Raw genomic sequence first — 24334 nt, 5'->3', positions numbered from 1 at the left:
CATCATCGAAGAAGGTTGGCGATATGCTGGAACCAGGCGACCAGCGGCGGCGGCAGGTAGATGCCGGCGACGAGCACCAGCGCGAGATGAGCGTACATCGGCAGGTACGACACCTGGGCCGGCGCCGTGTTGCCGCGCGGCTGGCCGAAGACGGCCCCTGTCAGCCTGAGCAGCAGAGCGCCGAAAGCGATCAGCAACCCCAAGACCAGCGGAATGGCCAGCAACGGCTGCTTGGCGAAGGTCGAGCTGACGATCAGGAACTCGCTCATGAATATGCCCGCCGGCGGCAGGCCGGCGATGGCGATGACGCCGGTGAGCAGACCCCAGCCAAGCCCTGGATGCGTTTCGCTCAGGCCGCGGATGGCGGAGAGCCTCTGCGTTCCCTTGATCTGGGCGATATGGCCGACGGCAAAGAAGATCGCCGATTTGGTCAGCGAATGCATGACCATATGCAGCAGCCCGGCAAAATTGGCGATCGGCCCGCCCAGACCGAAGGCAAAGACGATGATACCCATATGCTCGATCGAGGAATAGGCGAACAAGCGCTTGATGTCGCGGCGACGGTAGAGCATGAAGGCTGCGAAGATCAGCGAGGCGAGGCCCATCGTCATCATCAGCGGCCCGGGAGCGAGCGCCTCGGGACTGGCTGACAGCAGCATCTTGAAGCGCAGCATGGCATAGAGCGCGACATTCAGGAGCAGGCCGGAAAGGACCGCCGAGATCGGCGTCGGCCCTTCGGCATGGGCGTCCGGCAGCCAAGCATGCAGCGGTGCGAGACCGACCTTGGTGCCGTAGCCGAGCAGCAGAAAGATGAAGGCGACGTTGAGGAGCGCCGGATCGAAGGCGGCGGCATGATCGATCAGGATGGTCCAGACCATGGCGTCGTAACCTTCGCCCACTACCGGCTGCGCCGCCAGATAGACCAGAATGGTACCGAACAGCGCGAAGGCGATGCCGACGCTTCCCAGAATGAAATATTTCCAGGCGGCTTCGAGCGCTTCATGCGTGCGGTAGAGGCCGACCATCAGCACGGTGGTCAGCGTCGCAAGTTCGACGGCAACCCACATCAGGCCGATATTGTTCGACACGAATGCGAGATTCATACCGAACATCATGATCTGATACATGGCGTGGTAGAAGCGGATATTTGCCGGTGTCAGCCGCCCCGTCTCCAGCTCGTGGGCGATGTAGCCGGCGCTGAAGACACTGGTGGTGAAGCCGACGAAGGCGTTGAGGACGATGAAGACGATGTTGAGATCGTCGACGAGGAGATATTGTCCCGGTGCCGGGCGATCGGTTACGAACAGGCAAAGGGCGGCAAGCAGGGTCAGCAGGCTCGCGAGGACGTTCAGTCGCGCCGTCATCCGGTAGCCGGTTAGGAGCGCCAGAAGGGCCGCCGCCGCGATCGGTATCAAAAGGACGGCCGTTACCGCATCGAAGGACAGGACAGGGGAGAAAATGTTCATTTTCGCCTCCTCCCCTTGAAATCATCGAGCGCGCGGACATCGACGGTGTCGAACCGCTCGCGAATGCGGAACAGGAAAACGCCGATGACGATGAAGGCGATGAGGATAGAGAAGGCGACACTGATCTCGACCACCAGCGGCATGCCCTTGGCGCCGGTGGCGGCAAGCACCAGCCCGTTTTCCAGCGACATGAAGCCGACGACCTGGCTGACGGCATTGCGGCGGGTGACCATGATCAAAAGCCCGAGCAACAGCACCGACAAAGCGAAGGCGAGATCCTCCCGCGCCAGCGGATCCGCCTCCGGCGTCACGCGCAGCATCACCACCGTCGCCAGCGCGACAAGGCCGATACCGGCGAGCATCGTCGGGCCGATGCCGACGACGGTCTCGATCTCGCGGTGGATGCCGAGCTGGCGGATCATGCGGTGGAGCACCACGGGAATGACGATGGCCTTGAAAACGAGGGCGATTGCTGCCGTTACATAAAGATGCGGCGCATCCTGGATGAAGGCCTGCCAGGCCACCGACAGCGTCAGTATCAACGAGTGCAGGGCGAAGACGTTGAGCAGTGCGTAAAGACGGTCCTGATAGAGCATCATCATGCTGACCAGCACCAGACCGCCGGCGAGCATGTGGGCGATGTCGAAGACCGGTCCGTCCATCAAAGACTCCTCGACACGAACCGCAGAAGGGTGGCGAGCAGCGCGAGCATGAGTGCCGCGCCGAGGAATTCGGGTACGCGGAACACCCGCATCTTGGCCGTTGCGGTTTCGAACAGCGCAAGCAGCGCTCCGCCGGCCGCAAGCTTGGCGAAGTAAGCGAGCAGGCCGGCCAGATAGACGGCAGGGCCGGTCCCCATGACGGCCAGTTTCCACGGCGCAAAGATGCAGGCGATCAACGAGATGTAGAGCAATAGCTTGAGCGATGCCGCGAGCTCGATCATCGCGAGATGTCGCCCGGAATATTCGAGCACCATGGCTTCATGCACCATGGTGAGCTCCAGATGGGTCGCAGGGTTGTCGACCGGAATACGGGCATTTTCGGCGATCGCGACCATGACCAGGGCGATCAGGGCGATCGCCAGGGAAACACGCAGGCCCACCTGCGTTGAGGTCATGAAGGCGGCGATGGACGAAAGCTGGGTGGAGCCGGCGATGAGAGCGAGGGTGAAGATGATGAGCAGCATCGAAGGCTCGGCGAGCGTCGCGATCATCACCTCGCGGCTCGATCCGATGCCGCCGAAGCTGGTGCCAACATCCATGCCGGCGAGCGTCAGAAAGAAACGGGCGCTGCCGAGCAGCGCGACGATGGCGATCAGGTCGGCGGTCCAGCTGAAGATAAGGCCTGTGGCGAAGGTGGGAATGATGGCGGCTGCGACCCAAGTGACGGCGAAGATCAGATAGGGCGTCACCCTGAACAGCCAGGAAGCATTTTCGGCGAGCACGACTTCCTTGCGCAGAAGCCGCAGCAGGTCACGGTATGGCTGGATCACGGAAGGCCCCCGCCGACGCAACAACCGCGCCTTGACCAGGCGTATGAAGCCTGTCAGCAGCGGCGCAAGCAGCACGACGAGCGCCATCTGAAATGCCTGGATGAGAAGAGCTGCGATCAGGACCATAGCGCCAGCACCAGAAGCAGGAAGACGAGCGCGAGGAACACCAGGCTGAGATAACGCCGGATCGTGAGAAACTGCAGATGGTTGAGCTTTTCGGCCACAAATCCGACGGCACCTGCAATCGGCAGGTAAAGTCCTTCCCAGACCAGATCATGTGTCTCGACGGCAAAATGCGCCGGACGCAGATCGCCGGGCGCCGGCATGTCGACCCGCTCGCGCGCCCGGAAGATCAGCGTACCGAAAACGCGCCGGACGGGCTGGGCGAAGCTGCCGCCGCCATATTGCGTCGCCGGACTGACCTCGGGAAAGCCGCAATCCCAGGCGGGCGCCCGACGGAGCCGCCGCGAAGCGAAGCGGTGGATGAGATAGGCCGTCAGCGACGCCGAGAGGAGGGTGAACAGGAAGACCAGCAGGCCGTTGTAGGAACTGCGGCTTTCGGCCACCGGCACGATCGACAGCCACGGAATATCCGTCTGCACCGGCATCCGGTCACCGATCAACGACAGCGTCACCGGCGCAAGGCCGTCGATGACGATCCCCGGCAGGATGCCGGCGAGAAGGCAGAGCGCCGCCAATACGGACATTGCCGCAAGCGAGAAGCGGTCGACCTCCAGCGCCTGTTCGGCGACGATGGTTCGAGGACGGCCGAGGAAGATGACGCCGAATGCCTTGACGAAACAGGCGGCAGCCAGCGCCGCCGACAAGGCGAGCAGCCCACCCACCGCCGGCACCAGGATCTTCAGGCCCCATTGCGGCAAGGCAGGGCTTTGCAGGATCGCCTGGAATGCCAGCCATTCGGAAACGAAGCCGTTGAACGGCGGCAGGGCGGAGATCGCGACGCAGCCGATGAGGAAAAGGAAGCTGGTGACCGGCATGCGGTGGATGAGGCCACCGAGCTTGTCCATGTCCCGCTCGCCCGTTGCCGTCAGCACCGCGCCGGCGCCGTAGAAGAGCAGGCTCTTGAAGAAGGAATGGTTGAGAACGTGGAACAGCGCGGCCGTCAGCGCCAGCGCGGCCGCCAAACCCATGCCGTTCGCCTTGAAGGCGAGCGCCAGGCCGAGGCCCACGAATATCACGCCGATATTCTCGATCGTGCTGTAGGCAAGCAGACGTTTGAGATCCCTTTCCATCATCGCATGCAGGATACCCAGCACAGCCGTGCCACCGCCGAGCACAAGGACGATAACGCCCGACCACCATGTCGGCGCGCCGATCAGGTCGAAGATCACGCGGATGAACGCATAGACCGCGACCTTGGTCATGACGCCGCTCATCAGCGCTGAAACATGGCTTGGCGAAGCCGGATGTGCCAGCGGCAGCCAGACATGCAACGGCACGAGGCCAGCCTTGGAACCGGCGCCGAACAGCAGCAGCATGAGCACGAGACCAGCCGTGGACGGCGTATGTTCGGACACCCGCATGGCGGCAAAACCATAGCTTCCGTCAGCCCCGGCAAGCAGCCCGAAGGCGAGCAGCAGCGCGAGCGTACCGAAGCTCGCCATGACGATATAGAGATAGCCGGCCTTGCGGTTGCCAGCGTCGCGATGATGGGCCATCACCATCGCCCAGGACGCGAGCGACATGAACTCCCAGGAGATGAGGAAGGTAAAGGCATCATCGGCCATGATCACAAGGTTCATGCCGGCGAGAAAAGCCGGAAAGAACGGCAGCACCCGATGCGGCGCGTGTTCGTGACGGCCGTAACCGAGACCGTAGAGGCTGGAGAGCGCGCCGCCGAGATTGACGACCACAAGGAACAAGGCCGCAAGCGCATCGATCCGGAAATGGCTCCCGAGCCATGGCAGGCCGAGAGGAAGGGCAAGCGCCGCCGCCTCGGCGGCAGGGAGAGCCGTGGCAAGACAGGCGAGCGCGATAACGAAAGCGACGGCGGAGAAAACCAGGCTTGCACCGTAGATGATAGGCGTAGACGAGGCCGAACGGGCGATCGGCACGGCGAGCACAGCCATCCCAAGCAGCGCGGCCACACATGACAACAGGATAGAAACCGATGTCACGGATCATCCCTCGCTGCAGGAAAGGGCCCTGATGGCTCCGTCGCTCCGCTCTTTGATGGCTTGAGTTTCGCCCTGAGCCTGACCCCTCGCCCACCATCCGTGCTGACGGTTCCCTCGTTGATCACCTCGACACCGGCGCTTTCCAACGCGGCCAGTAAACGCATCAGCGAGTCGACATTGCCGCGCACGACATCGGCGCTCGCTTCCATGCGCTGAATTGTCGGGACGGAAATTCCCGCCAGTTCGGCCAGCTGGCGCTGGTCGATACCGAGAAGGGCCCGGGCGGCCCGCATCTGAGCGGCGGTGATCACGATTGAAGCATCGCTTATCTTGCGCAAACTCTGATAATTGACTCCTATGATGTGCCTATTGATGTCTGAAATCAATATTCTGATGCGTCAGCCTCGTCGTGGCATGCATGCCATCTACGCCACAGCATTCTGGCCGAAGCGATGCTGCTCGCCATCCGCTCTGGCGAGGCCGAGTTGACGATATCAGGGGGCGTTGAAAGCATGTCGCGTGCGCCCTTCGTCATGCCGAAGGCGGAGACGGCCTTTTCGCGCGGCCGAGATTTACGACACGACGATCGGCTGGCGCTTCGTCAACCCGCTGATGAAGAAGCAATACGGCGTCGATTCGATGCCGGAGACCGGCGAGAACGTCGCCCAGGACTATCATGTCAGCCGCGAGGACCAGGATGCCTTCGCCATGCGAAGCCAGGCGAAGGCCGCTGTCGCGCAGGCGAGCGGACGGCTGGCGAAGGAGATCACGCCGGTGACCATCCCGCAGCGCAAGGGCGCTCCCGTTGTCGTCGACAAGGACGAGCATCCGCGTGCAACGACGATGGAGGCATCCTGCGCGACCGGACGATCTGCACGGCCGATGAAAACAATCACGCACTTTCAGTGAGCGAGAATTCAGGCAACTCCAGCAACGGCATCGAACCACGCACCAAACGCAGGAAATCGCGGACCGGAGATTTCTCGAGCGCACGCGGAAAATAGATCGCGCCCGATTCTTGTACCCGACCGTGGTCCTCGAACATGACTGGTTTGATCCCGAACCTATCGAACAATTTCTCAAAGCCGCTTGAGGCCGCCATCACCAGCGGCGAAGCCTGCATGATCAACAGAGCCTGCAACATGGAATCTACGCGTACCGCAAAGTCCCGGGTCTGACGCTCGAGTTGACCAGGTCCTTCATCGTCTCCGTAGCCGGGGCTGATCCAGCGTTGACGCAGAAGATCATCGAGGGTGACAGCCGCCGCTTTGACCAGGTGGTGATCCTTATCGCAGTAGATGTAGGTCGCCTGTCTTGCCAGCGTTTCGAACTCGACCTGCATGACGGCTTCATATTTGTAGGAGAGCGTTCCGAAGACGAGATCGTAGACGCCGTGCCGCATCCCCTCGAAACGCGTTCCGTCATCGGCTATCTCGACATGAACGACGACACCCGGATGCGTCCGGCTGAAGGCTTTTATGATCCCCGGCAATATAACGAGCCCCCAAAGGTCGCCGGTGGCCACCCGAATGACGGCCTTGGCGCGGCCCTGAAGATGTTCGATCTCTTCTTTCGCTTCATCGAGCGCCGGCAATATCCGCACCGCCCGGCTATAGAGGGCTGAACCGTAAACACTCAATTCGACGCCGGCTCCGGTCCTGTTGAACAGCGGAACGCCATAGCTGTCTTCGAGTTGCCGGATCGCCCGGGAAAGCGCCGGCTGCGAAATATTCAGCTTCTTGGCGGCACGCGAGATCGATCGCTGGTTTGCCACTTCGACGAATTGACGTAGCTCCCGCATCCGTCTCTCTCCCTATGCGAATTATGCATAACATATAGCATGTTTGCATTTGACCTCAGCGCCATCTGCGCCACATTGTACACAACAATAGTAGACTAATTCGGGCGTGCCAAGTGCTGCGAAAGCCCTTCATTGCGTGGAGTTTCGTACCCCGAGCACGTTCTCGACGGATGTTCGACACAGAAGAATAAGCCTTCGACAAGGAAATCGGGGCGCGGGATGGGGATAGAAGGAGGAGGAACCGATGTTTAAAAATGGCATAGGCCGGCCGCTGATTTTCGCCGTGACGACGGCGGCGTCGATGATCTTTGCGATCGTTCCATCGGCGGCGCAGGAAAAGGTCCAGCTGACGTTTCGTCAATTCGATCCTCCGACCGAAATTCAAGGCCTGATTGCCGCCGTCGACGCCTGGAACTCCGGTCATCCCGATGTCCAGGTCAAATTGGAGACGATGTCGGGCGGTGATACGCTTGCCCAGTTGGCGCGCGAAATTCCTGCCGGTGCGGGACCGGATGTTCAGCAGCTGGCTTTCGTGTGGACGCGTGATCTGGCGCGATCGAAGCTGCTTCTCGATCTCAGTCCTCTCATCCAATCGAAGGCGCCGGGAGCCGGCACCGACGATTTTCTGGCTCTCGACCTCGCCACCCTCGACGGCAAAATCTTCGGCCTGCCATGGACGGCAGATACATTCTCAATGGCCTATCGCCCAGATCTCCTGCAGGCAACAGGTGTCTCAAGCTTTCCGGATAGCTGGGACGATCTTGCGGCAGCTGCCAAGAAATTGACCACCGAAGGTGGCGAAACTGAACAATACGGTTTCTGCTTCCCCGCGGGCAGCGCACCCGACAGCGGCATGTGGACGCTTGTGAATTATTACCTCTGGAGCAACGGCTCGACCCTGGTCACGGAGGAAAGCCCGGGGAAATGGAAGGTGTCGGTGACGCCGGAGCAACTGGCGGCGGCGATGAACTATTTCAACCAGTTTTTCGTGAACGGAACGGCGCCGGAAAATCTCATCACCGTAAATGCGTGGGGCGATCCCGAACTGATCGGCGGGCTCGGCCGAGGCGATTGCGCGATCACTTTCTTTCCGCCGCAAACCTTCAGGGCCGCCCAGAAACAATCGGACAAGCCGCTGCTGACGGCACCGATCCCGAAAGGGACGGCAAAGCGCATCTCCCATCTTGGCGGACGTGCGCTGGGCGTCAATCCCAACACCAAGCATCAGAAGGAGGCCTGGGAGTTTGTCAAATATCTGGTCGGCCCCGAGACCTTCAAAACCTATAACCAATATCCCTCGCAGAAGTCGCTGCTTTCACAGCTCCAGTTTCCGCCGGCCGAGCAGGGCTATGTGACGATGCTTCCATTGGCGCAGACCTTCGAGCGCTACATCTCTTCCCCGATCAAGGTGTCGAGCATGACAGCCCTCATCAATCGTGAGTTCGGCGCCGTATTCTCCGGGCAGCGCAATCCTGATGAGGCTGCGGATGTCATCATCAGGGAGCTCAACGACTTGCTCGCCCGCGGCAAGGGCTGACCATGTCTGTTTCCGCAAACCCGGACGGCGCGCTGGCCAAGCGCGCCGAAAGACGAGGATCATTCCGGAGTTGGCACTTCGAGCCTTATGGCCTGGTCATGCCGGCGATGCTCATCCTGGCAATCTTTTTCGCCGGCCCGGCATTCTACAATATCGCGCTCAGCTTTCAGGACCTCAGCCTTTTCGATCTGGGAAAGGAGGGTCGGTGGGTCGGTTTTGCCAACTTTGCCACCGTCCTCAAGGATGAAGGAATTGCCGGCGCGTTGTTCAACACGGCTTTCCTGCTGACATTCGTGACGGTCGTCATTCGATTGGCACTCGGACTTGCGCTGGCGATCCTTCTCAACGCCGAGGTCTTTGCCAGATGGCGCATCGGCTGGCTCGTCCGGTCGCTGGTCCTTGTCCCATTCGTAACGCCGCCGGTCGTCGCCGTCGCCGCCTGGAAGTGGCTGCTTGACCCGCGCTATGGCGCGGTCAACCAGTTTCTCCTGTCGACTGGGCTCATCGACAGGGGAATTCCGTTCCTTTCCAGGACGTCGACGGTCTGGGGCGCGGTCGAAACCATGTTGATCTGGCGCGAGCTCCCTTTCGTCATCATCACCTTCCTCGCGGCGCTGCAGTCGATTCCGAGGGAACTCAGGGAGGCCGCCCGCATCGACGGCGCGTCGGAGTTTCAGATCCATTTGCGCATCATCCTGCCGATGCTGAAGCCGGTGATCGCGGTCGTCGCGCTGCTGACGACGATCTGGACCTTCAACAATTTCGTCTATGTCTGGCTCGCCACCCGAGGAGGGCCGGGCGACTACACACAGGTTCTGGCAACGAAGATGTATACGGTCTCGTTTGTCGACTATCGCGTCGGCGAGGGTGCCGCCATCGGCGTTCTCATGAGCCTGATGATGTTCGCCTTCGCGCTCATCTACCTCGGGGTTCTCTCCCGCAGGAAACGGGGAGCGTCGTCATGAATGTTTCAATGACGCATCGAGCGCGTCATATCAGGTTCGCCAGGGACCTGATCACCGTCATTCTGGGTCTCGGCCTGCTGCTGATTTTGGCGTTCCCCTTCATTTGGGTGGTGCTGATTTCCTTCCGCCCGGACAAGGAAATCTTCACCCGGACGTTTCAGCTGTTCACCAGCGTCACCCTGGAAAACTACTACACCCTCCTTCAGAATTCGCCATTCCCGAACTACCTCAGAAACAGCCTCGTCGTCTGCACGATCTCGACTGTTGCGGCCGTTACCATCTCGCTGATCACCGCCTATGGTTTTTCGCGCAACCGCGATTTCCGCGGCCGCGGCCTACTGCTGATCCTGGTGATCTGCACGCAGCTTTTTCCCTACGTGATCCTGATCACACCGCTTTACTCGATGTTTTTCGCCGTGGGGTTGATCAACAATCCGCTGAGCCTGGTTCTGTCCTATACGGCGATGAACCTGCCATTCGCCATCTATCTGCTTCTCGGCTATCTCGACACAATTCCCCAGGATCTCGATGAGGCAGCCAAGCTCGACGGCGCTTCGACGATCCAGATCATCTTCAAGGTCATTCTGCCGATCGCTTGGCCGGGTGTGGTGACGGTCGCGGTCAACGCCTTCGTGTCGGCGTGGGATGAATTTCTGTTTGCCCTGACACTGATGACAGCGGACGAAAACAAAACCGTGCCGGTCGGGCTTGCCGGCTTTTTCGGCGAATACACCACCCAATGGAATCTGGTGATGACGGCATCGGTGATTTCGACGCTGCCCACGCTTGTCCTTTTCATGCTGCTTCAGCGAAAGCTCGTCTCCGATCTCGCGGCCGGTGCAGTGAAGCTGTAGCGGTGTGAACGCCTCGAACGAACATCGAAGGTCCTCCCATGAACATCATCCTCGTGCTTATCGACAGCGTTAACCGCAATGCTCTTTCGGCCTATGGCGGAACCGAGTTCGCGACGCCGAACCTCCAGTCTTTCGCCCAAAAGGCCTGGCGTTTCGACAATCACTTCGTTGGCAGCCTGCCCTGCATGCCGGCGCGGCGTGAGATTTTTGCCGGCTTCAGCGGCATGCAATGGCGTCCTTGGGGACCGCTCGAACCCTTCGACCTTCGTCTGCCGAAACTTCTGGAGAGTGCGGGTTACACAACCGCGATCGTCACCGATCACTATCACTACTGGGAGGAGTCGGCGAACGGCTACATCCAGAGCTTCCAGGGTGCGGAATTCATTCGAGGGCACGAGTTGGATTTCTGGCAACCGCTCGTGCCGGAGGCGGATCTGCCGCAATGGGCGCACAATATCGAGAAGTGGCGACCGGGCTATGGTCACCGCTACTTCTCCAATGTCGCGAACTTCAACGACGAGGCCGATTTCTTTCCCGCCAAGGTGATGACATCGGCGAGCGAATGGCTCGCCAAGCCGAAGACCGGAAAGCCGTTCTTCCTGCAGGTCGAGTCCTTCGACGTGCATGAGCCCTTCGATATGCCGGAGCCCTATGCATCGATGTACGGCGACGGCGCGGCACGCGACCGCTTCACGCTGTGGCCGCCCTATCAGGATGCGGCACGCCAGGCGGAGTTCATGAGCCAGGCGAGCCCCGAGGAACTGGCTTTCGTTCGCTCGCAATACGGCGCCAAGCTGACGATGACGGACCGGTGGCTGGGCAAGCTGTTCACCACCCTGGACGAACTCCAGCTCTGGGACGACACGGCCATTATCGTCACTACCGATCACGGACATGATCTCGGCGAACGCGGCGGCTATGGCAAGCAATTCCCGCATTTCGACAGCCACGCGAACATTCCGCTGCTCGTCTGGCACCCCGGCTTCCAAGCCAATGGCGGCGCGATTCAAAATCTGACGTCGACCGTCGACCTCTTCGCGTCGATCCTGGCAATCGCCGGCGTCGAGCCGCCGCGACAGACGCACTCGCATTCATTTCTGCCGCTTCTCAAGGGAGATACCAGCAACGCGCGCAACGCCGTCATTTACGGGACATTCGGGCAAGGCATCTGCTGCACCGATGGCGAATGGACGCTGATCCAGCCGCCAGATCGCGAGAAACCGCTTTACGCCTACTCGACCATGGTGCCCACCACCATCGAGCCGCAGGACAAGCCGGTCGATCATGGACACTACATTCCCGGTATCGACATGCCGCAATGGAAAATTCCCATCACCCCCGACCGCCCCGGAGACCGGCGGAACCTGGACAGCCAGCCGCTGCTATACGATCGACGCAATGATCCAGGGCAAAAGCGCGACCTCTGGCACGACCGGCCCGAAGAGCGGGGACGAATGTCGCATCTGATGCGGCAAGTCATCGAGCAGTACGGCGCGCCGGCCGAGCTGTTTCAGAGACTGGGGTTGGACTAGCTGCAGATGAGGGCCGCTGCGCCGATAGGGCCATTGCCGGTTTGACACTTAAAAAAGATGTGAATGCGCTGTCGAATCCGCCGCGGCCCAAACGTCTTGAGATCGCAGGCGTAAAGTGCGGTAGGTTTGCCGCATGCGTCGCGGTCACTCTGTCGGCATGGAGGTTATGAAGCCATGGGTGTTTCCTATCGTTGGGTCATCGTCGCTGCGGGCGCATTGATGACATGCGTTGCGCTCGGCGCGATGTTCTCGTTGGCGATCTTTCAGGAGCCGATTGCAACGGCGACCGGCTGGTCGCGTGTCGGTATCGCGAGCGCGATGACGCTGAACTTCATCGTCATGGGTTTCGGCGGCTTCTTCTGGGGGGCGGCAAGCGACCGCTTCGGCCCGCGCGTGGTCGTGCTGATAGGCTCCGTTCTGCTCGGCCTGGCGCTGGTGCTGGCGAGCCGGACCGAAACCCTGCTGCAGTTCCAGCTGACCTACGGCATCCTTGTCGGACTGGCGGCCAGCACGTTCTTCGCGCCGATGATCGCGGCGACGACCGCCTGGTTCGACGAAAACCGCGGCCTTGCGGTGTCGCTGGTTTCCGCCGGCATGGGCGTTGCGCCGATGACGATCTCACCCTTCGCGCGTTGGCTGATCTCGGCCTATGAATGGCGGCCGGCAATGCTGATCATCGGCGTTGCCGCCTGGGTGCTGCTGGTGCCGGCCGCGCTGCTGGTCAGGCGCCCGCCAACGGAGACCACTGACACCGGAACCGCGTTCGCGGCCAACGGCGCCCGGCCGCAGCTGTCGAAAGTCTTCCGGTCGCCGCAATTCATCGTGCTTGGCCTGACCTTCTTTGCCTGCTGCGCGGCCCATTCCGGGCCGATCTTCCACATGGTGAGCTATGCGACGATCTGCGGCGTGGCACCGATGGCGGCCGTCAGCATCTACAGCGTCGAGGGTCTGGCGGGATTGGGCGGCCGGCTGCTCTATGGCAGCCTTGCCGACAGGATCGGGGTGAAGCCGGTGCTGGTCGCCGGCCTGCTGGTGCAGGCGGCGGCACTGGCAACTTATCTCATCGTCAGCCAGCTCGGCGAATTCTACGCGCTCGCCATCGTCTTCGGCAGCGCCTATGGCGGCGTGATGCCGCTTTATGCGGTGCTGGCGCGGGAATATTTCGGCCAGCGCATCATCGGTACCGTCTTGGGCGCAGCGACGATGCTCTCCAGCCTCGGCATGGCGTTCGGCCCTCTGATCGGCGGCTGGATATTCGACACTTTCGCCAATTATTCCTGGCTGTTCATCGGCTCCGCGATGGTCGGGCTGGGGGCCGCGGCGATAGCGCTGGCATTCCCGCCTCTCGCCCGCCAGAAACCACAGCCGGCCTTCGGCGTGGCGCCATAACGAGCGCCTTGCCAATCCTCACAGGCGATATCGAGAGTGGACGTCGGCGAACGCCCACTCAAGGTTTTCGCATCGTCGCGATTCTTGCCGCCAAATCGCCAACACCGCAGGCGGCACATTCGCCTCCACCGTAACAAATGGACGAGGACCAGCCGGACTGCGATCATTCACATCCGCTGGCATCGAGCGCCATTCTGGATGTCGAAAGAACAAAGTGTTCAAAGGCAAGGAATAACTTGATGCCGGCGAAAGCCGAGCTCGTATTCGTGTAGTAGTGGACGCTGCGGCGACGCGCTCTGCTAGGGCGGTAACGGGTAAGACGCACCAGTCCTGAAATATTCACTTGAGGAACCCTCAGTTCTTCGGCAGTATACTCTTTATTAACTTTTGGCTGGGGGCCATGCTGCAGCAATGAGGGTAATGGGGATTGCTCTGGCATGTATCATGTTGCTGTCGCAGCCGGCTCTGTCGCAGTCTCCACTCGACATCATCAGGAGCTTGACCGACGGCGTCACACGTGATGCTGCGCCGCCCGAGGCTGGTCGCCTAACGTCTAAACCGATGCCGACTTTTCGGTCACAGCTGACAGGAACGCAAGTGCAACGCCTGCAGCGTGCCCTGGAAGCACTCGGTTACTATCACGGTCCGATCGACGGAGATGCCGGGCCTGACACGTGGAGTTCGGTAGCAGCGTGGGCACGCGATCGGGGATGGGAGGCTCCAACAACCCTCCGTGTCGCGCATCTCAATTCCCTGGAAGCTGAACGCGCGCAGGGACAGGTTGCAGAACAGGATCGTCCAAGCTCTGGTCCAGAAGATGGGACTGTTCGTCGCGTTCAATCTGCCCTATCCCGGCTCGGCTACTATTCGGGGCCGGTGAATGGGCAGACAGACCAAGCGACCATGGCTGCGATGGCGGCCTGGGCGGCGGATCGGAGCTGGGAAGCGCCGGCATCGATCCGCGAGGCACATGCCGTCAACATGGAGGAGGAGCTCTCCCATGGGACAGGCCCGGTTGTCGGCGATGCGGCCTTGCCACCGTGGCAGCCGGACGACACGGGGATCGGCAGCAAAGTCTGCGCCTCCACCGGCTACAGCAAGGTCTGCCTTCGTCTTGCCTGCGATGCCGAAGTCGGTGTGGTCCTTGATTTAGAAGAGGTGGCGGGCTACTCGACACCGTCGGTCTCTAGCGCGGGTCTGACGGTGGATCGAGGCCCTGAGGCAATGCTTCCTCTCGATGGCATCCGCAAAAGACCGGTCCTCGATGCCGGTCGTGATGCAGCGCTCATCGCCCGCCTTTCCTCCGGGCGATCGTTGAACCTCAAGTTGGGGACATGGTCGATGTCCTTCGGTCTCGCGCAATTCGGCCCCGAATACGACCGGGTTGGAAAGGCATGTGCTACCCTCCTCGCCAGACTCCGTAGCGGCCAGGATCCCTTCCCTGGACGGTTCTCCCGCCTTGCCGACGAGCTGGCCGAGGTCACGATGTCCGAAGGAACGTGGACCTCGCAGCCGAACACGGATCTTGCCGGCAATGACATTCGACATGGGCTGGCCGATCCGCTTCTGCGTGGCCTGACGGAAGGCGGCTGTATCGCGATCTGCTCGGAAACCGACATGTGCCAGGCCTATACGTTCAACCCGAGCGGCGGGGCATGTTTCCTGAAGTCCGAAACGGGCTCGCCCAAACCCCACGCAGCCGCAAGGAGCGGCGTTTTCGATGGCCGGAAGGCGAGTTTAGCACCTCCACCCACCCGTGGACCGGGACCGATCGTCGATGGAGCGGTCGGGTGGCACGAGGGCGAGACACTGGAGGGCTTCCAGGCCCGCGTGAAACAAGCCGCTCGCAGGCTCGGCGGGTCATGCGACGAGGAGAAGGAGACGCTCCGGCGTCTGGCCGAAAAATTCCAATGGGCACTCCCAAAGCAGGGACCGCTGCGCGCCGGAAACAGCTTTGCGATCGAGTGGTCGGGCAACACGCTCGAAGATCGCATACCGGTTTGGTTCGTGGTCAAAGCAGAACAGCCCGTCCGTTTTAAAGGTAAGGGGCATGTAGCGTTGGGTCCTGCCGCGCCCAATCCGTTCGCGATCAAAACCGGTCTCGGCAGGACACGCGCCATGGTCGCTCTGGCGACGCGTGGCGCCGGGGCCGGCGGTTCAGTTTCAACCATTCCGCTGCAAGCGGGGCCTTTGAATCTATCCGTCTCATTGGTGGCTTATCTGCGCGCCTGCGAGGAGGAGATCGTTCTGAAGGAAGCGTCAGAGCGGCTCGAAATCGCACCGGCCCCCGCCGAGATCGTCCTCAACACCGCCGAGGGCCGCGCGGCGTTCACACATAGCATCGATATCCCTAAATTCTCCCGTCGCATCCTCCTCAACGATACCCGCTTTCTTCTGCTGGATGCGGCAAGCGGGACGGAGATCGTCGAGCGGGCAGGCACACACCTGCAGATCTCGCCGACCCACCGCTTCATCGGCGTTGAGCATAATGGCCGGCTCGACATCGTCGACATGGTCGATGGGCATACGGCCGCGACGGCGGATGCCGGCGACCTTCGCTGGGCGCTCGGTGACAGTGTCGTCTTCACCACGCTCGCGCCTTGGGCAGAGGTGAATTTTTCCTCCACCTTCGGCGACCATTTGCGCATACGTGAACAGATTACCGGACCGTCTTGCTGCACGGCGGAACGCGGTCAAACGCGCGTGGCGATCGATCTGGAGAATGCCGCCTACGCCATTTGGGGTGGCGCCGGCTACCGCGTTGGTGCGCTCCAGAACCCAGATTACGCCTCGATCGCGAATTCTTCCGGCGCTTATAGTTCTCAAGGTGGCGAGACGGTTCCCCTTCATTTTCATATGTTCTGGTCGCTTGGCATGGTGTCGCCCGTCAGTGTCGCTCGGGAATTCGATGTTGCCGGCGGCTTCAGGACGACCAGTACCTGGGAAGACTGGGAGGTCGCGGACGCCGATAGCCGCCGCCCACGCGATTTTACGGAAAGCCTGTCGCGCACACTGGGCAAAATTGAGCTTCAGGCAGTCATGATCGATGCGGCCGTGGCATCGAACGACCAAGGCTCCACCAGAGCCGGCAACGACACACCTCTCGCCGCTGCCTTGCCCGAACAACTCTTGCGCCTCGGCGTCGCGCTCGATCCAATGGTCGACGGTGAACGCCTCGTCGCGTCCTACGCCGCAGGTGAGAATAACGCCCTTCACGCGCTTGATCGTGACCAGCGGCTGAAACGATCCGCAGAGGCGATGGGGCGCTTCCGCCGCGAGGCGGAGCGTGCGGGCTGGCGCTTCGACTGGGCTCTGCCCGTCGGGGACGAGGGTCCCATCTCCGACTGTGAACATCTTCTACTCGGAGAATCCTCAAGCACGGGGGGCACGGGTTCGCTGTTAGCGCCTCGCGATGTTGTCGAGGTCTCGACGGTCCGCACGTCTCGCGGGGCGGTATGGGTGGCACGTGCGGAGTGTGTTGCGGGCGCGACGTTCGGGAGCCTCAGGCCCTATGCTGCCCTTTACGTCATGGATATCGCGCGCCCCGCGCCGGCGGCGAGTGCGTCACTTCAGGCGGAAGGCGCATTTTTCTTCGAAAACAATGCCCATCGTCTGTGGTACGAGCACCCTTTTCGTATCAAAGCCAATGACGACCTTCTGCTGACCTATGCGCCCGGCAACGGCGTCATGACTGTGCGTGACCGCGCAACACAGAAATTCCTCTGGATCGGCGAGAATCTTCCGAATGGCGACCTCCTCGTCGATGCCTGGTTGACCAAAGACCGTCGCCATGCGGTGCAACTTAATTCTGACGGCAACTTCTACATTCACGCCATTCTGGACGATAGGCAATCGCTCCTGTCCGGGCGCATCGCCGACGACGAGATCGCGGTCTGGACCAAGGACTATTACTACGACGCGACAGCCGAGGCCGCCACCCTCATCGATCTGAAGTTTCCCGGTAGGGTTGGACAGTATAGTCTCGACCGGTTTGGCACAGCGCGCCTGGTCCCAGATCTGGCGCGCGCCGTTCTTGATCGCGGGCAAACGCCGGAGGCTGCCGCCGAGGTGGGCGTACCGCCGTCGTTGACAGGCGAGATCGCGCTCGAGGAAAACGGCAGTCGCGTAAGAGCGGTATTGCACTTCGATCCGGCTGAGACGGTGCATATGTCCGTTTTTCAGGACGGTGTCCTGACCGAAACGGTTGATGCTGCCACCGTCGGAAATGCAGTGTCGTTCGAGAGGCTTAAGGACGCGCGTTGGGTGTCCGTCATCGGATTCAATTCTGCGGGTCTGGCGAGCCTCCCGGTATCCGCTGATCTCGGCGAGCCTCTTGCGCGCCGCGCGATCACCCGCGCGCTCGTCATCGGCGTGAATACTTACGAGGACGAGCGACTGCGCTCGCTCAACTACCCTCTGCGCGATGCAGGCACGGTGCTCGAAACGCTGACCGAGCCGCTTGGCAAAGAGCCACCGTTCCGCGGCGAGGTAGGGCCGAAGGACAGGCGTGCCACACCCGAGGCCATACTGGAGGCGACTGCGCGACTGCTGGACGGGCTGGCGCGTGGGGACCACGCGGTCCTGTTTCTGGCCGGCCATGGCATGCAGGACCGCAATGGGCGTTTCTTTTTCGCGACGTCGGCCACCGATCCAACGGATCTCGAACACACAGCCTTGCCTTTCGACCGGCTGGCGGCGCTGTTCGAAAGGACCGAAGCGCGCATCACCATCCTTCTTGACGCCTGCCACTCCGGCGCCGCGGGGACCGGGTCTTTCACCACCAACGACGATCTCGCCAACAGCCTCGCCGCCCTTAGATCCAATCTCACCGTTCTCGCCGCTGCGAAGGGGCGACAGGAGTCGCTCGGGCGCCGCGAGGTGGGGGGCCTGTTCACCAACGCGATCGTTACCGTCCTCGGGAAAGAACGTGATCGTTATGACCACAACCACAATGGTCGCATCGAGGCCTCCGAACTGTATCGCGGCGTCAAGACGCTGGTTTTCGCTGCGAGCGACGGCAAGCAGACACCCTGGATCATCAACAGCCGACTGGTGGGAGACTATGCCCTCTTTTAGATTTCGCAACGCCTATCGAACGGTTGCGGTTCTAGCAGCTGCCATGCTGCTTCTCGCACCTGCCGCCTCCGGTGCTGCGTGCCTCATCTGTGACGAGGTCGGCGAGCTGGATGGAGTGCGGGCAAATTGCTTCCGTCAGGACTATTAAAAGTTTCTTTCAACTGCTCGAAGCTCGGAAACGAGCAATACGGAGGTCGATCTCTCCGCCTGTGCTGGCGATGACGGGCGCGAACGTCGCGGTCTGGATCGGATGCCTGGGCTTTTATCACTCGGAAGCGAATCCAGCGCGCGGAACCAGCGCGAGCTACGATCGGTCTACATCTTCGATGAGGCAAGCCTTGGTTGCCTCAAACGATTGCTGGATGGGCACGAAGGTAAGATCGATCCGTCGGTGCGGTTCGATCTGGTGGAGAATTGCAAGCCATGAGCCAGCCATCATCCAAGCGGCGGGTCGGGCTCTCTTTCTTAAATATTTCGGAAGCCGGCTGGTCGTTTCTGAGCAGCATCGTTGCCGTTTTGACCTTCGTCAGCGCGATAGGCGGTATCTTTTGGGCGGTTTTCGAGTACATCGAGAAGAAGGAGATGGATCGCACGAAATATACGCTCACTCTCATCGAGACCTGGGAAACGCAAGGCTATCGGCAAGCCTACGGCGAACTTCGCCAGTTTTATTCAACGTTCCTTGAGACGATCCCGGTCGGCGACAAGAGGAGGGCTGACACAGGCGGGCATGCCATGGATAATCTGTTGCAGTCCTTAAACCGTCAGATTGCGCAGGAGCCTGCGCGCCAGGAGCAAGTCAGGGAAGTCGTCTATTTCTTCAACCGGCTTGCTCTTTGCGTGAATGCGTCACTCTGCTCCAAGGAAACAACGGCAGTCTTCTTCAATGATACCGTGCAGTCTTTCCTTGAGGTTTATGGTCCTTACATCGACAATAACAAGGAAACATTGCCAGGCCGGGGCGTGACACTTGTCGAGCTCTCTCGGGAACTCAATCCTGCTGGCCGGGATTAAACACCATGCGAATCTCGCTCTTTCGTGCATTGCCCTTCGTCGATTTACCCTGATAAGACTTCTCCTATTCGTTTCATCACCTATGTCCTTGGTTTTTCGGGAGGCAATCGTCGCCATGGTCGAACTTGCGCAATCGCTCGCATCCATCAAGTTGCCGGACCTGTCCGGCAAGGCCGTGCTGATCACCGGCGCCTCGACCGGCATCGGTGCGGCGCTCGCCCGCGCCTTCGCGGCTCAAGGGGCCAAGGTCGGCGTGCACTACAATGCCAGCCGCGAACCGGCGGAAAAACTTGCTGAGGAAATCCGGGCTGCTGGCGGCACCGTGCATCTGATTCAGGGCGACGTGTCGAGGGAAGGCGAGACCGAGCGTGTCGTCGACGAGACGGCGAAGACTTTCGGCCATCTCGACGGCCTCATTAACAATGCCGGCGGCATGCTGGGGCGCAAGCCCACCTCGGAATATACCGACGCGCATTATGCCGCGGTCATGGACCTCAACGCCCGCTCGGTGCTGGCGGCAACACGTGCGGCGCATCCCTGGCTGAAGAAGCAGGGTGGCTTCATCATCAACACCACCTCTATCGCCGCGCGCAATGGCGGCGGCAATGGTGCGATCCTTTATGCGGCGTCCAAGGGCTTCGTCTCGACGATCACCCGCGGTCACGCCAAGGAATTCGTCGCCGACAGGATCCGCGTCAACGCGGTGGCGCCGGGTGTTATCGCCACACCCTTCCACGAGCGTTATACCAATGACGAGCAGATGGAGCTGCAGCGCAAGTCGATCCCGATGGGTTTCGTCGGCACGTCGGAGGATTGCGTTGGCGCCTATCTCTTCCTCGCCTCACCGACGCTGTCGGGTTACATCACCGGCCAGATCATCGAGGTCAATGGCGGCCAGCTGATGCCATAGGACCTTCCTTCGGCGCGCAACATCGTTCCCTTTTCCCTTTCACGAGGGAACTTTCGAACCGCCGTTACGTTATCCGCTTGGTCTTTTTACCAAGCGGGGCACCATGAGCTTTTCATTTTCGGAACTCGACTTCCTCAAGCCGGAGCTCGGGGCGGAATATATTGGCTCGGGCACCCATTTCGCCATCTTTTCGGCCCATGCGGAACAGATCGAGCTCTGTCTCTTCTCGCCTGATGGAAAGAAGGAGGTCGCCCGGTTGCCGCTGCCGAAGCGCGAAGGCGACATCTGGTCCGGATATATTGCCGGCGTCGGCCCCGGCACGGTCTACGGCTATCGCGCTCATGGTCCCTATGATCCTGCCGCTGGCCATCGCTTCAATCCGAACAAGCTCCTGCTCGATCCCTATGCCAAACAGGTGACGGGCGAGCTTATATGGGACGACGCGCTGTTCGGTTATCAGATCGGCGAGGACGATCTTTCCTTCGACGAGCGCGACAGCGCGCCCTTCACGGTCAAGGGCGTGGTGCAGGACCCGGACTTCGACTGGGCGGGTGAAGAGGCGATCCGCCGCCCCTGGCCCGACACCATCATCTACGAGGCACATGTGCGCGGCCTGACGATGACCCATCCGAAGGTGCCTGACCGGCTGCGCGGCACTTTTCTCGGCATGTGCAGCGATCCGATCATCGACCATCTCGTCAAGCTCGGCATCTCGGCGATCGAGCTGCTGCCGATCCAGTATTTCCTCGATGATCGGTATCTCCTGGAAAACAACCTCAGCAACTATTGGGGCTATCAGACACTCGGCTTCTTCGCGCCGCAATCGCGTTACATGTCCGGCGACAAGATCACTGAAATCAAGACGATGGTGAAGAAGTTCCATGCCGCCGGCATCGAAGTCATCATGGACGTGGTCTATAACCACACCGCCGAAGGCAGCGAAAAAGGACCGACACTGTCCCTCCGTGGGCTCGACAATGCGAGCTATTACATTCTCTCCCCCGATGATCCGCGCCATACCTTCGATACGACGGGTACCGGCAACACGCTGAACGTCGCCAACCCGATGGTGATGCGCATGGTGCTCGACAGCCTGCGTTACTGGGTGGGCGTCATGCATATCGACGGCTTCCGCTTCGATCTCGCCAGTACGCTCGGCCGACAGGATCTGGAGTTCGACCGGCAGGGCGGCTTCTTCGGCGCCATCCGGCAGGATCCGATGCTATCGGGCGTCAAGCTGATCGCCGAACCCTGGGATATCGGCGAGGGCGGTTATCAGGTCGGCGGCTTCCCGCATCCCTTCCGTGAGTGGAACGACAAGTTCCGCGACGACGTGCGCCGTTTCTGGAAGGGCGATGGCGGCATGGTGTCGGAGGTGGCAGCGCGCGTCACCGGCTCGGCGCTGCAGTTCAACCATTCCGACCGGGGAGCGACCTCCTCGATCAATCTTCTGTCGGCCCATGACGGCTTCACGCTGATGGACACGGTCTCCTTCAACGACAAGCACAACGAGGCGAACGGCGAGGATAACCGGGACGGCCATTCGGACAATCATTCCGACAATATGGGCACCGAGGGTGCGACCGATAATGCCGATATCAACGCCGCGCGGGCACGGCGGCGGCGCAACATGATGGCGACGCTGATGCTCTCCCAGGGCGTGCCGATGATCCTTGCCGGCGACGAGCTCGGCAACAGCCAAGGCGGCAACAACAACGCCTATTGCCAGGACAACGAAATCGGCTGGACGGATTGGGCGGGGCTCGACGACCCCTTCCTCGATTTCTGCCGACAGGCCGTCGCCTTCCGCAAGGCCCATCCGGTACTCCGGCAGGAGCGGTTCCTGACCGGAGAGACAGCCGAGGACGGCCGCATCGAGATCGCCTGGTACAGACCGGACGGCGGCTTCATGGATGACGGTGCCTGGAACGATGATGAACTGCGGGTGCTCGGCGTCTATCTCTCGAAGAGCGCGAATGCGCCCGAGACCGAGACGATGGATGACCTCTTCCTCATCTTCAATGCCGGCGGCGACTGCGAATTCCACGTGCCGGAGGTAAACGGACTGACGAAATGGTCGCGGATTGCCGACACCGGGGCGGAGAGGGATGCCTTTAAGGTTCGCGATCAGGATAATCCGGTCATGGTCTATGCCCAGAGCGTTGCCGTCTTTGCGCCGGAGGGGCAGACCGAGCCGCTGAAGGACATGACCAAGGCCGGGCGCCGGTGGTGGTTTCAGTTCGGCCGCAGGAGCAAGTAACGGGTCGCAGAGAACATGAATGCCGAAGCCATCACCGACCTTGGTCTCGTCTATGTCAGCGATACCGAACCAGGCATCCGCAGACGAAGGAAGGGTAAGGGCTTCAGCTATGTGATGCCCGACGGCACGACGCTTGCCGACGAATTGCAGCGGGCGCGCATCCGCGCACTCGGTCTGCCACCGGCCTACGAGAATGTCTGGATATGCCTCTACGACAACGGCCATTTGCAGGCGACAGGTTTCGATGCACGTGGGCGCAAGCAATACCGCTACCACAAGGATTGGCAATCCTTCCGAAGTGCGGGAAAATTCCATCAGCTGATTGAGTTCGGCCGGGCGCTGCCTCGGATCCGCCGCACAGTGCTGCGCCATCTCGACACCGGTGCGGAGGATGTCAACGGCGTGCTTGCGGCTTTGACGACGCTGCTCGACGAGGCGCACTTACGCGTCGGCAACCAGGCCTATGTCAGGGAGAACGGCACCTATGGCGCAACGACGCTGCTGAAGCGCCACCTGAAGATCGTCGACGGTCAGATAGAGCTGAAATTTCGCGCCAAGGGTGGCAAGCGCGTCCAGCGCAGCCTCAGGCATCCCAGGCTGCAGAAGATCCTGGAGGAGATAGCCGACCTGCCCGGCCGCCAGCTCTTCGTCTGGAAGGACGAAAGCGGGGCACTGAAACCAATCGATTCCGGCCGGTTGAACGGCTATCTGGCCGAAATATCGGGCATTCCGATTTCGGCGAAGACCTTCCGCACCTGGGCCGGATCGCTGACGGCCTTCGGTGTGGCGCGTGAGACGATCCTCAGTGGCGGCCGGCCGACGGTAAAGCAGATGTCGGAGGCCGCGGCCGAGGCGCTGCACAACACACCGGCGATCTCGCGCTCGAGCTATATCCATCCGGCGATCATCGCGCTCGCTGGCAACGATCATCGGCTGATCGAGAGCGGTAACGAGCCGCTGCGGGGCTTGCGGGCCGGGGAAAACAGGCTACTTGATTTCCTCACAAGCGAGATCGAAGAATGAGCCCCAGACATCCGCCGGTATCTGATGTATCGCTGACCCATCCCGACCGGCTCTACTGGCCGGATGAGGGCGTGACCAAACAGGCGCTGGCGGATTATTACGCCGCAGTGTGGCCATTCATGGCGCCTTATGTCGTCAACCGGCCCTTAGCACTGCTGCGCCTGCCGGACGGGATAAAAAGCCACCAGCGGTTTTTCCAGAAACATGCCTGGAAGGGCATGAATCCCCATATCGAGGAGGTCGCCGACCCGCAGGATGCGGACGGCGAAAAGCTGCTGCGCATCGCCGATTTCAACGGGCTCGTGGCGCTGGTGCAGTCGGCCGCGCTCGAAATTCATCCCTGGGGCACGACGGCCGACAATTGGGAAACACCCGACATGATCACCATGGACCTCGATCCTGGCGAGGACGTGGCCTGGAGCGCGGTGATTTCGGCAGCGCTTGAATTGAAGACGCGGCTGGAAGCCCGTGGGCTGGCCGCCTTCGTCAAGACCTCAGGCGGCAAGGGGCTGCATGTGGTAACGCCGCTTGCGCCGAAGGCCGGCTGGGCGGAGGTGAAGGATTTCGCCCATTCGCTGGCCGAAAGCATGTCGGCCGACACGCCGGAGAAATATCTGGCAACGGCGACGAAGGCAAAACGCGGTGGACATATCTACATCGATTATCTCCGCAACGGCCGCGGCAACACGGCGGTCGCGGCCTATTCGACGCGGGCACGATCGGGTGCGCCGGTTTCCATGCCGCTGGATTGGTCAGAATTGAACGAGGTGAGCGGTCCCGCCGCTTTCACGCTCGGCAACGTGCCGGGGCGATTGGAGACCCAGCCGAGAGACCCGTGGGGAAATTTCTTCGATGCGGCGGTGCCGCTCGAATGAAC

General features: G+C 61.1%; 17 protein-coding genes and 1 pseudogene. 12 read left to right on the top strand and 6 right to left on the bottom strand.

The window, feature by feature from the left end; all coding sequences use genetic code 11:
* Nucleotides 1-2: 2 nt before the first annotated feature.
* Genes RWK44_RS18845 through RWK44_RS18825 form a run of 5 tightly spaced genes read right to left on the bottom strand, consistent with a single transcriptional unit; the run spans nucleotide 3 to nucleotide 5407 of the window.
* Nucleotides 3-1466 (bottom strand): hydrogenase 4 subunit F, encoded by a 1464-nt coding sequence (locus RWK44_RS18845; RefSeq protein ID WP_316029244.1) that lies wholly within the window; start codon nucleotides 1464-1466, stop codon nucleotides 3-5.
* The gene (locus RWK44_RS18840; protein ID WP_168266364.1) at nucleotides 1463-2128 is read right to left on the bottom strand and encodes a hydrogenase-4 component E; all 666 of its coding nucleotides are present in this window, start codon (nucleotides 2126-2128) and stop codon (nucleotides 1463-1465) included. Before RWK44_RS18840 ends, RWK44_RS18845 begins: the two co-directional genes overlap by 4 nt.
* A complete protein-coding gene (locus tag RWK44_RS18835) occupies nucleotides 2128-3084 on the bottom strand; it encodes a respiratory chain complex I subunit 1 family protein (RefSeq protein WP_168327530.1) in 957 nt (318 codons plus the stop codon). Before RWK44_RS18835 ends, RWK44_RS18840 begins: the two co-directional genes overlap by 1 nt.
* Nucleotides 3075-5096 (bottom strand): hydrogenase 4 subunit B, encoded by a 2022-nt coding sequence (gene hyfB / locus RWK44_RS18830; RefSeq protein ID WP_316029243.1) that lies wholly within the window; start codon nucleotides 5094-5096, stop codon nucleotides 3075-3077. The genes RWK44_RS18835 and hyfB overlap by 10 nt, the downstream gene beginning before the upstream one ends.
* Nucleotides 5093-5407, bottom strand: coding sequence for a helix-turn-helix domain-containing protein (locus RWK44_RS18825; RefSeq protein WP_003548934.1), 315 nt, complete (start codon nucleotides 5405-5407; stop codon nucleotides 5093-5095). The genes hyfB and RWK44_RS18825 overlap by 4 nt, the downstream gene beginning before the upstream one ends.
* A gap of 150 nt (nucleotides 5408-5557) precedes the next feature.
* On the opposite strand from RWK44_RS18825, the pseudogene RWK44_RS18820 reads away from it, so the two are divergent.
* Nucleotides 5558-5948: pseudogene (locus tag RWK44_RS18820) on the top strand (3-oxoadipyl-CoA thiolase); the annotation flags it as partial.
* Between the two features lie 40 nt (nucleotides 5949-5988).
* On the opposite strand, the gene RWK44_RS18815 reads toward RWK44_RS18820, so the two are convergent.
* Complete coding sequence (locus tag RWK44_RS18815) at nucleotides 5989-6897, bottom strand: LysR family transcriptional regulator (RefSeq protein ID WP_316029242.1); 909 nt, start codon at nucleotides 6895-6897, stop codon at nucleotides 5989-5991.
* A gap of 244 nt (nucleotides 6898-7141) precedes the next feature.
* On the opposite strand from RWK44_RS18815, the gene RWK44_RS18810 reads away from it, so the two are divergent.
* From RWK44_RS18810 to ligD, 11 genes are all read left to right on the top strand, one after another.
* Entirely contained in the window at nucleotides 7142-8434 is a 1293-nt protein-coding gene (locus RWK44_RS18810; protein WP_206988769.1) for an ABC transporter substrate-binding protein, read from the top strand.
* 2 nt (nucleotides 8435-8436) lie between these two features.
* Nucleotides 8437-9399: a carbohydrate ABC transporter permease gene (locus tag RWK44_RS18805; protein ID WP_163874554.1), complete on the top strand. Its 963-nt coding sequence runs from the start codon at nucleotides 8437-8439 to the stop codon at nucleotides 9397-9399.
* On the top strand, nucleotides 9396-10253 hold the full coding sequence (locus tag RWK44_RS18800; RefSeq protein WP_131662338.1) for a carbohydrate ABC transporter permease: 858 nt from the start codon (nucleotides 9396-9398) through the stop codon (nucleotides 10251-10253). Before RWK44_RS18805 ends, RWK44_RS18800 begins: the two co-directional genes overlap by 4 nt.
* 38 nt (nucleotides 10254-10291) lie before the next feature.
* Entirely contained in the window at nucleotides 10292-11785 is a 1494-nt protein-coding gene (locus RWK44_RS18795; RefSeq protein WP_316029241.1) for a sulfatase, read from the top strand.
* A gap of 174 nt (nucleotides 11786-11959) precedes the next feature.
* A complete protein-coding gene (locus RWK44_RS18790; protein ID WP_316029240.1) occupies nucleotides 11960-13174 on the top strand; it encodes an MFS transporter in 1215 nt (404 codons plus the stop codon).
* 411 nt (nucleotides 13175-13585) lie between these two features.
* Nucleotides 13586-18250, top strand: a complete 4665-nt coding sequence (locus tag RWK44_RS18785; RefSeq protein WP_316029239.1) for a caspase family protein — start codon at nucleotides 13586-13588, stop codon at nucleotides 18248-18250.
* A gap of 423 nt (nucleotides 18251-18673) precedes the next feature.
* Nucleotides 18674-19264, top strand: a complete 591-nt coding sequence (locus RWK44_RS18780; RefSeq protein ID WP_168286833.1) for a DUF4760 domain-containing protein — start codon at nucleotides 18674-18676, stop codon at nucleotides 19262-19264.
* Nucleotides 19265-19379: 115 nt separating this feature from the next.
* Entirely contained in the window at nucleotides 19380-20174 is a 795-nt protein-coding gene (locus tag RWK44_RS18775; RefSeq protein WP_026265610.1) for an SDR family NAD(P)-dependent oxidoreductase, read from the top strand.
* Nucleotides 20175-20277: 103 nt separating this feature from the next.
* Nucleotides 20278-22434: a glycogen debranching protein GlgX gene (gene glgX / locus RWK44_RS18770; RefSeq protein ID WP_316029238.1), complete on the top strand. Its 2157-nt coding sequence runs from the start codon at nucleotides 20278-20280 to the stop codon at nucleotides 22432-22434.
* Between the two features lie 15 nt (nucleotides 22435-22449).
* Complete coding sequence (locus RWK44_RS18765) at nucleotides 22450-23457, top strand: DNA topoisomerase IB (protein WP_221999252.1); 1008 nt, start codon at nucleotides 22450-22452, stop codon at nucleotides 23455-23457.
* Nucleotides 23454-24332 carry a non-homologous end-joining DNA ligase gene (gene ligD, locus RWK44_RS18760; RefSeq protein ID WP_221999253.1) on the top strand — a complete coding sequence of 293 codons (879 nt, stop codon included), beginning with the start codon at nucleotides 23454-23456 and terminating at the stop codon, nucleotides 24330-24332. The genes RWK44_RS18765 and ligD overlap by 4 nt, the downstream gene beginning before the upstream one ends.
* Nucleotides 24333-24334 lie beyond the last annotated feature (2 nt).

This window comes from Rhizobium sp. 25PS6 (genome assembly GCF_032464655.1).
Classification (GTDB): Bacteria; Pseudomonadota; Alphaproteobacteria; order Rhizobiales; family Rhizobiaceae; genus Rhizobium; species Rhizobium laguerreae.
This window is presented reverse-complemented; position numbering and strand designations above follow the sequence as displayed.

Excerpts from the sequence above, each read along its gene's own strand:
- glgX (WP_316029238.1), top strand. The coding sequence starts at position 20,278 with ATGAGCTTTTCATTTTCGGAACTCGACTTCCTCAAGCCGGAGCTCGGG.
- RWK44_RS18790 (WP_316029240.1), top strand. The coding sequence starts at position 11,960 with ATGGGTGTTTCCTATCGTTGGGTCATCGTCGCTGCGGGCGCATTGATG.
- RWK44_RS18835 (WP_168327530.1), bottom strand. The coding sequence starts at position 3,084 with ATGGTCCTGATCGCAGCTCTTCTCATCCAGGCATTTCAGATGGCGCTC.
- ligD (WP_221999253.1), top strand. The coding sequence starts at position 23,454 with ATGAGCCCCAGACATCCGCCGGTATCTGATGTATCGCTGACCCATCCC.
- RWK44_RS18775 (WP_026265610.1), top strand. The coding sequence starts at position 19,380 with ATGGTCGAACTTGCGCAATCGCTCGCATCCATCAAGTTGCCGGACCTG.
- RWK44_RS18805 (WP_163874554.1), top strand. The coding sequence starts at position 8,437 with ATGTCTGTTTCCGCAAACCCGGACGGCGCGCTGGCCAAGCGCGCCGAA.
- RWK44_RS18785 (WP_316029239.1), top strand. The coding sequence starts at position 13,586 with ATGAGGGTAATGGGGATTGCTCTGGCATGTATCATGTTGCTGTCGCAG.
- RWK44_RS18815 (WP_316029242.1), bottom strand. The coding sequence starts at position 6,897 with ATGCGGGAGCTACGTCAATTCGTCGAAGTGGCAAACCAGCGATCGATC.
- RWK44_RS18765 (WP_221999252.1), top strand. The coding sequence starts at position 22,450 with ATGAATGCCGAAGCCATCACCGACCTTGGTCTCGTCTATGTCAGCGAT.
- RWK44_RS18845 (WP_316029244.1), bottom strand. The coding sequence starts at position 1,466 with ATGAACATTTTCTCCCCTGTCCTGTCCTTCGATGCGGTAACGGCCGTC.
- RWK44_RS18795 (WP_316029241.1), top strand. The coding sequence starts at position 10,292 with ATGAACATCATCCTCGTGCTTATCGACAGCGTTAACCGCAATGCTCTT.
- RWK44_RS18780 (WP_168286833.1), top strand. The coding sequence starts at position 18,674 with ATGAGCCAGCCATCATCCAAGCGGCGGGTCGGGCTCTCTTTCTTAAAT.
- RWK44_RS18810 (WP_206988769.1), top strand. The coding sequence starts at position 7,142 with ATGTTTAAAAATGGCATAGGCCGGCCGCTGATTTTCGCCGTGACGACG.
- RWK44_RS18800 (WP_131662338.1), top strand. The coding sequence starts at position 9,396 with ATGAATGTTTCAATGACGCATCGAGCGCGTCATATCAGGTTCGCCAGG.
- RWK44_RS18840 (WP_168266364.1), bottom strand. The coding sequence starts at position 2,128 with ATGGACGGACCGGTCTTCGACATCGCCCACATGCTCGCCGGCGGTCTG.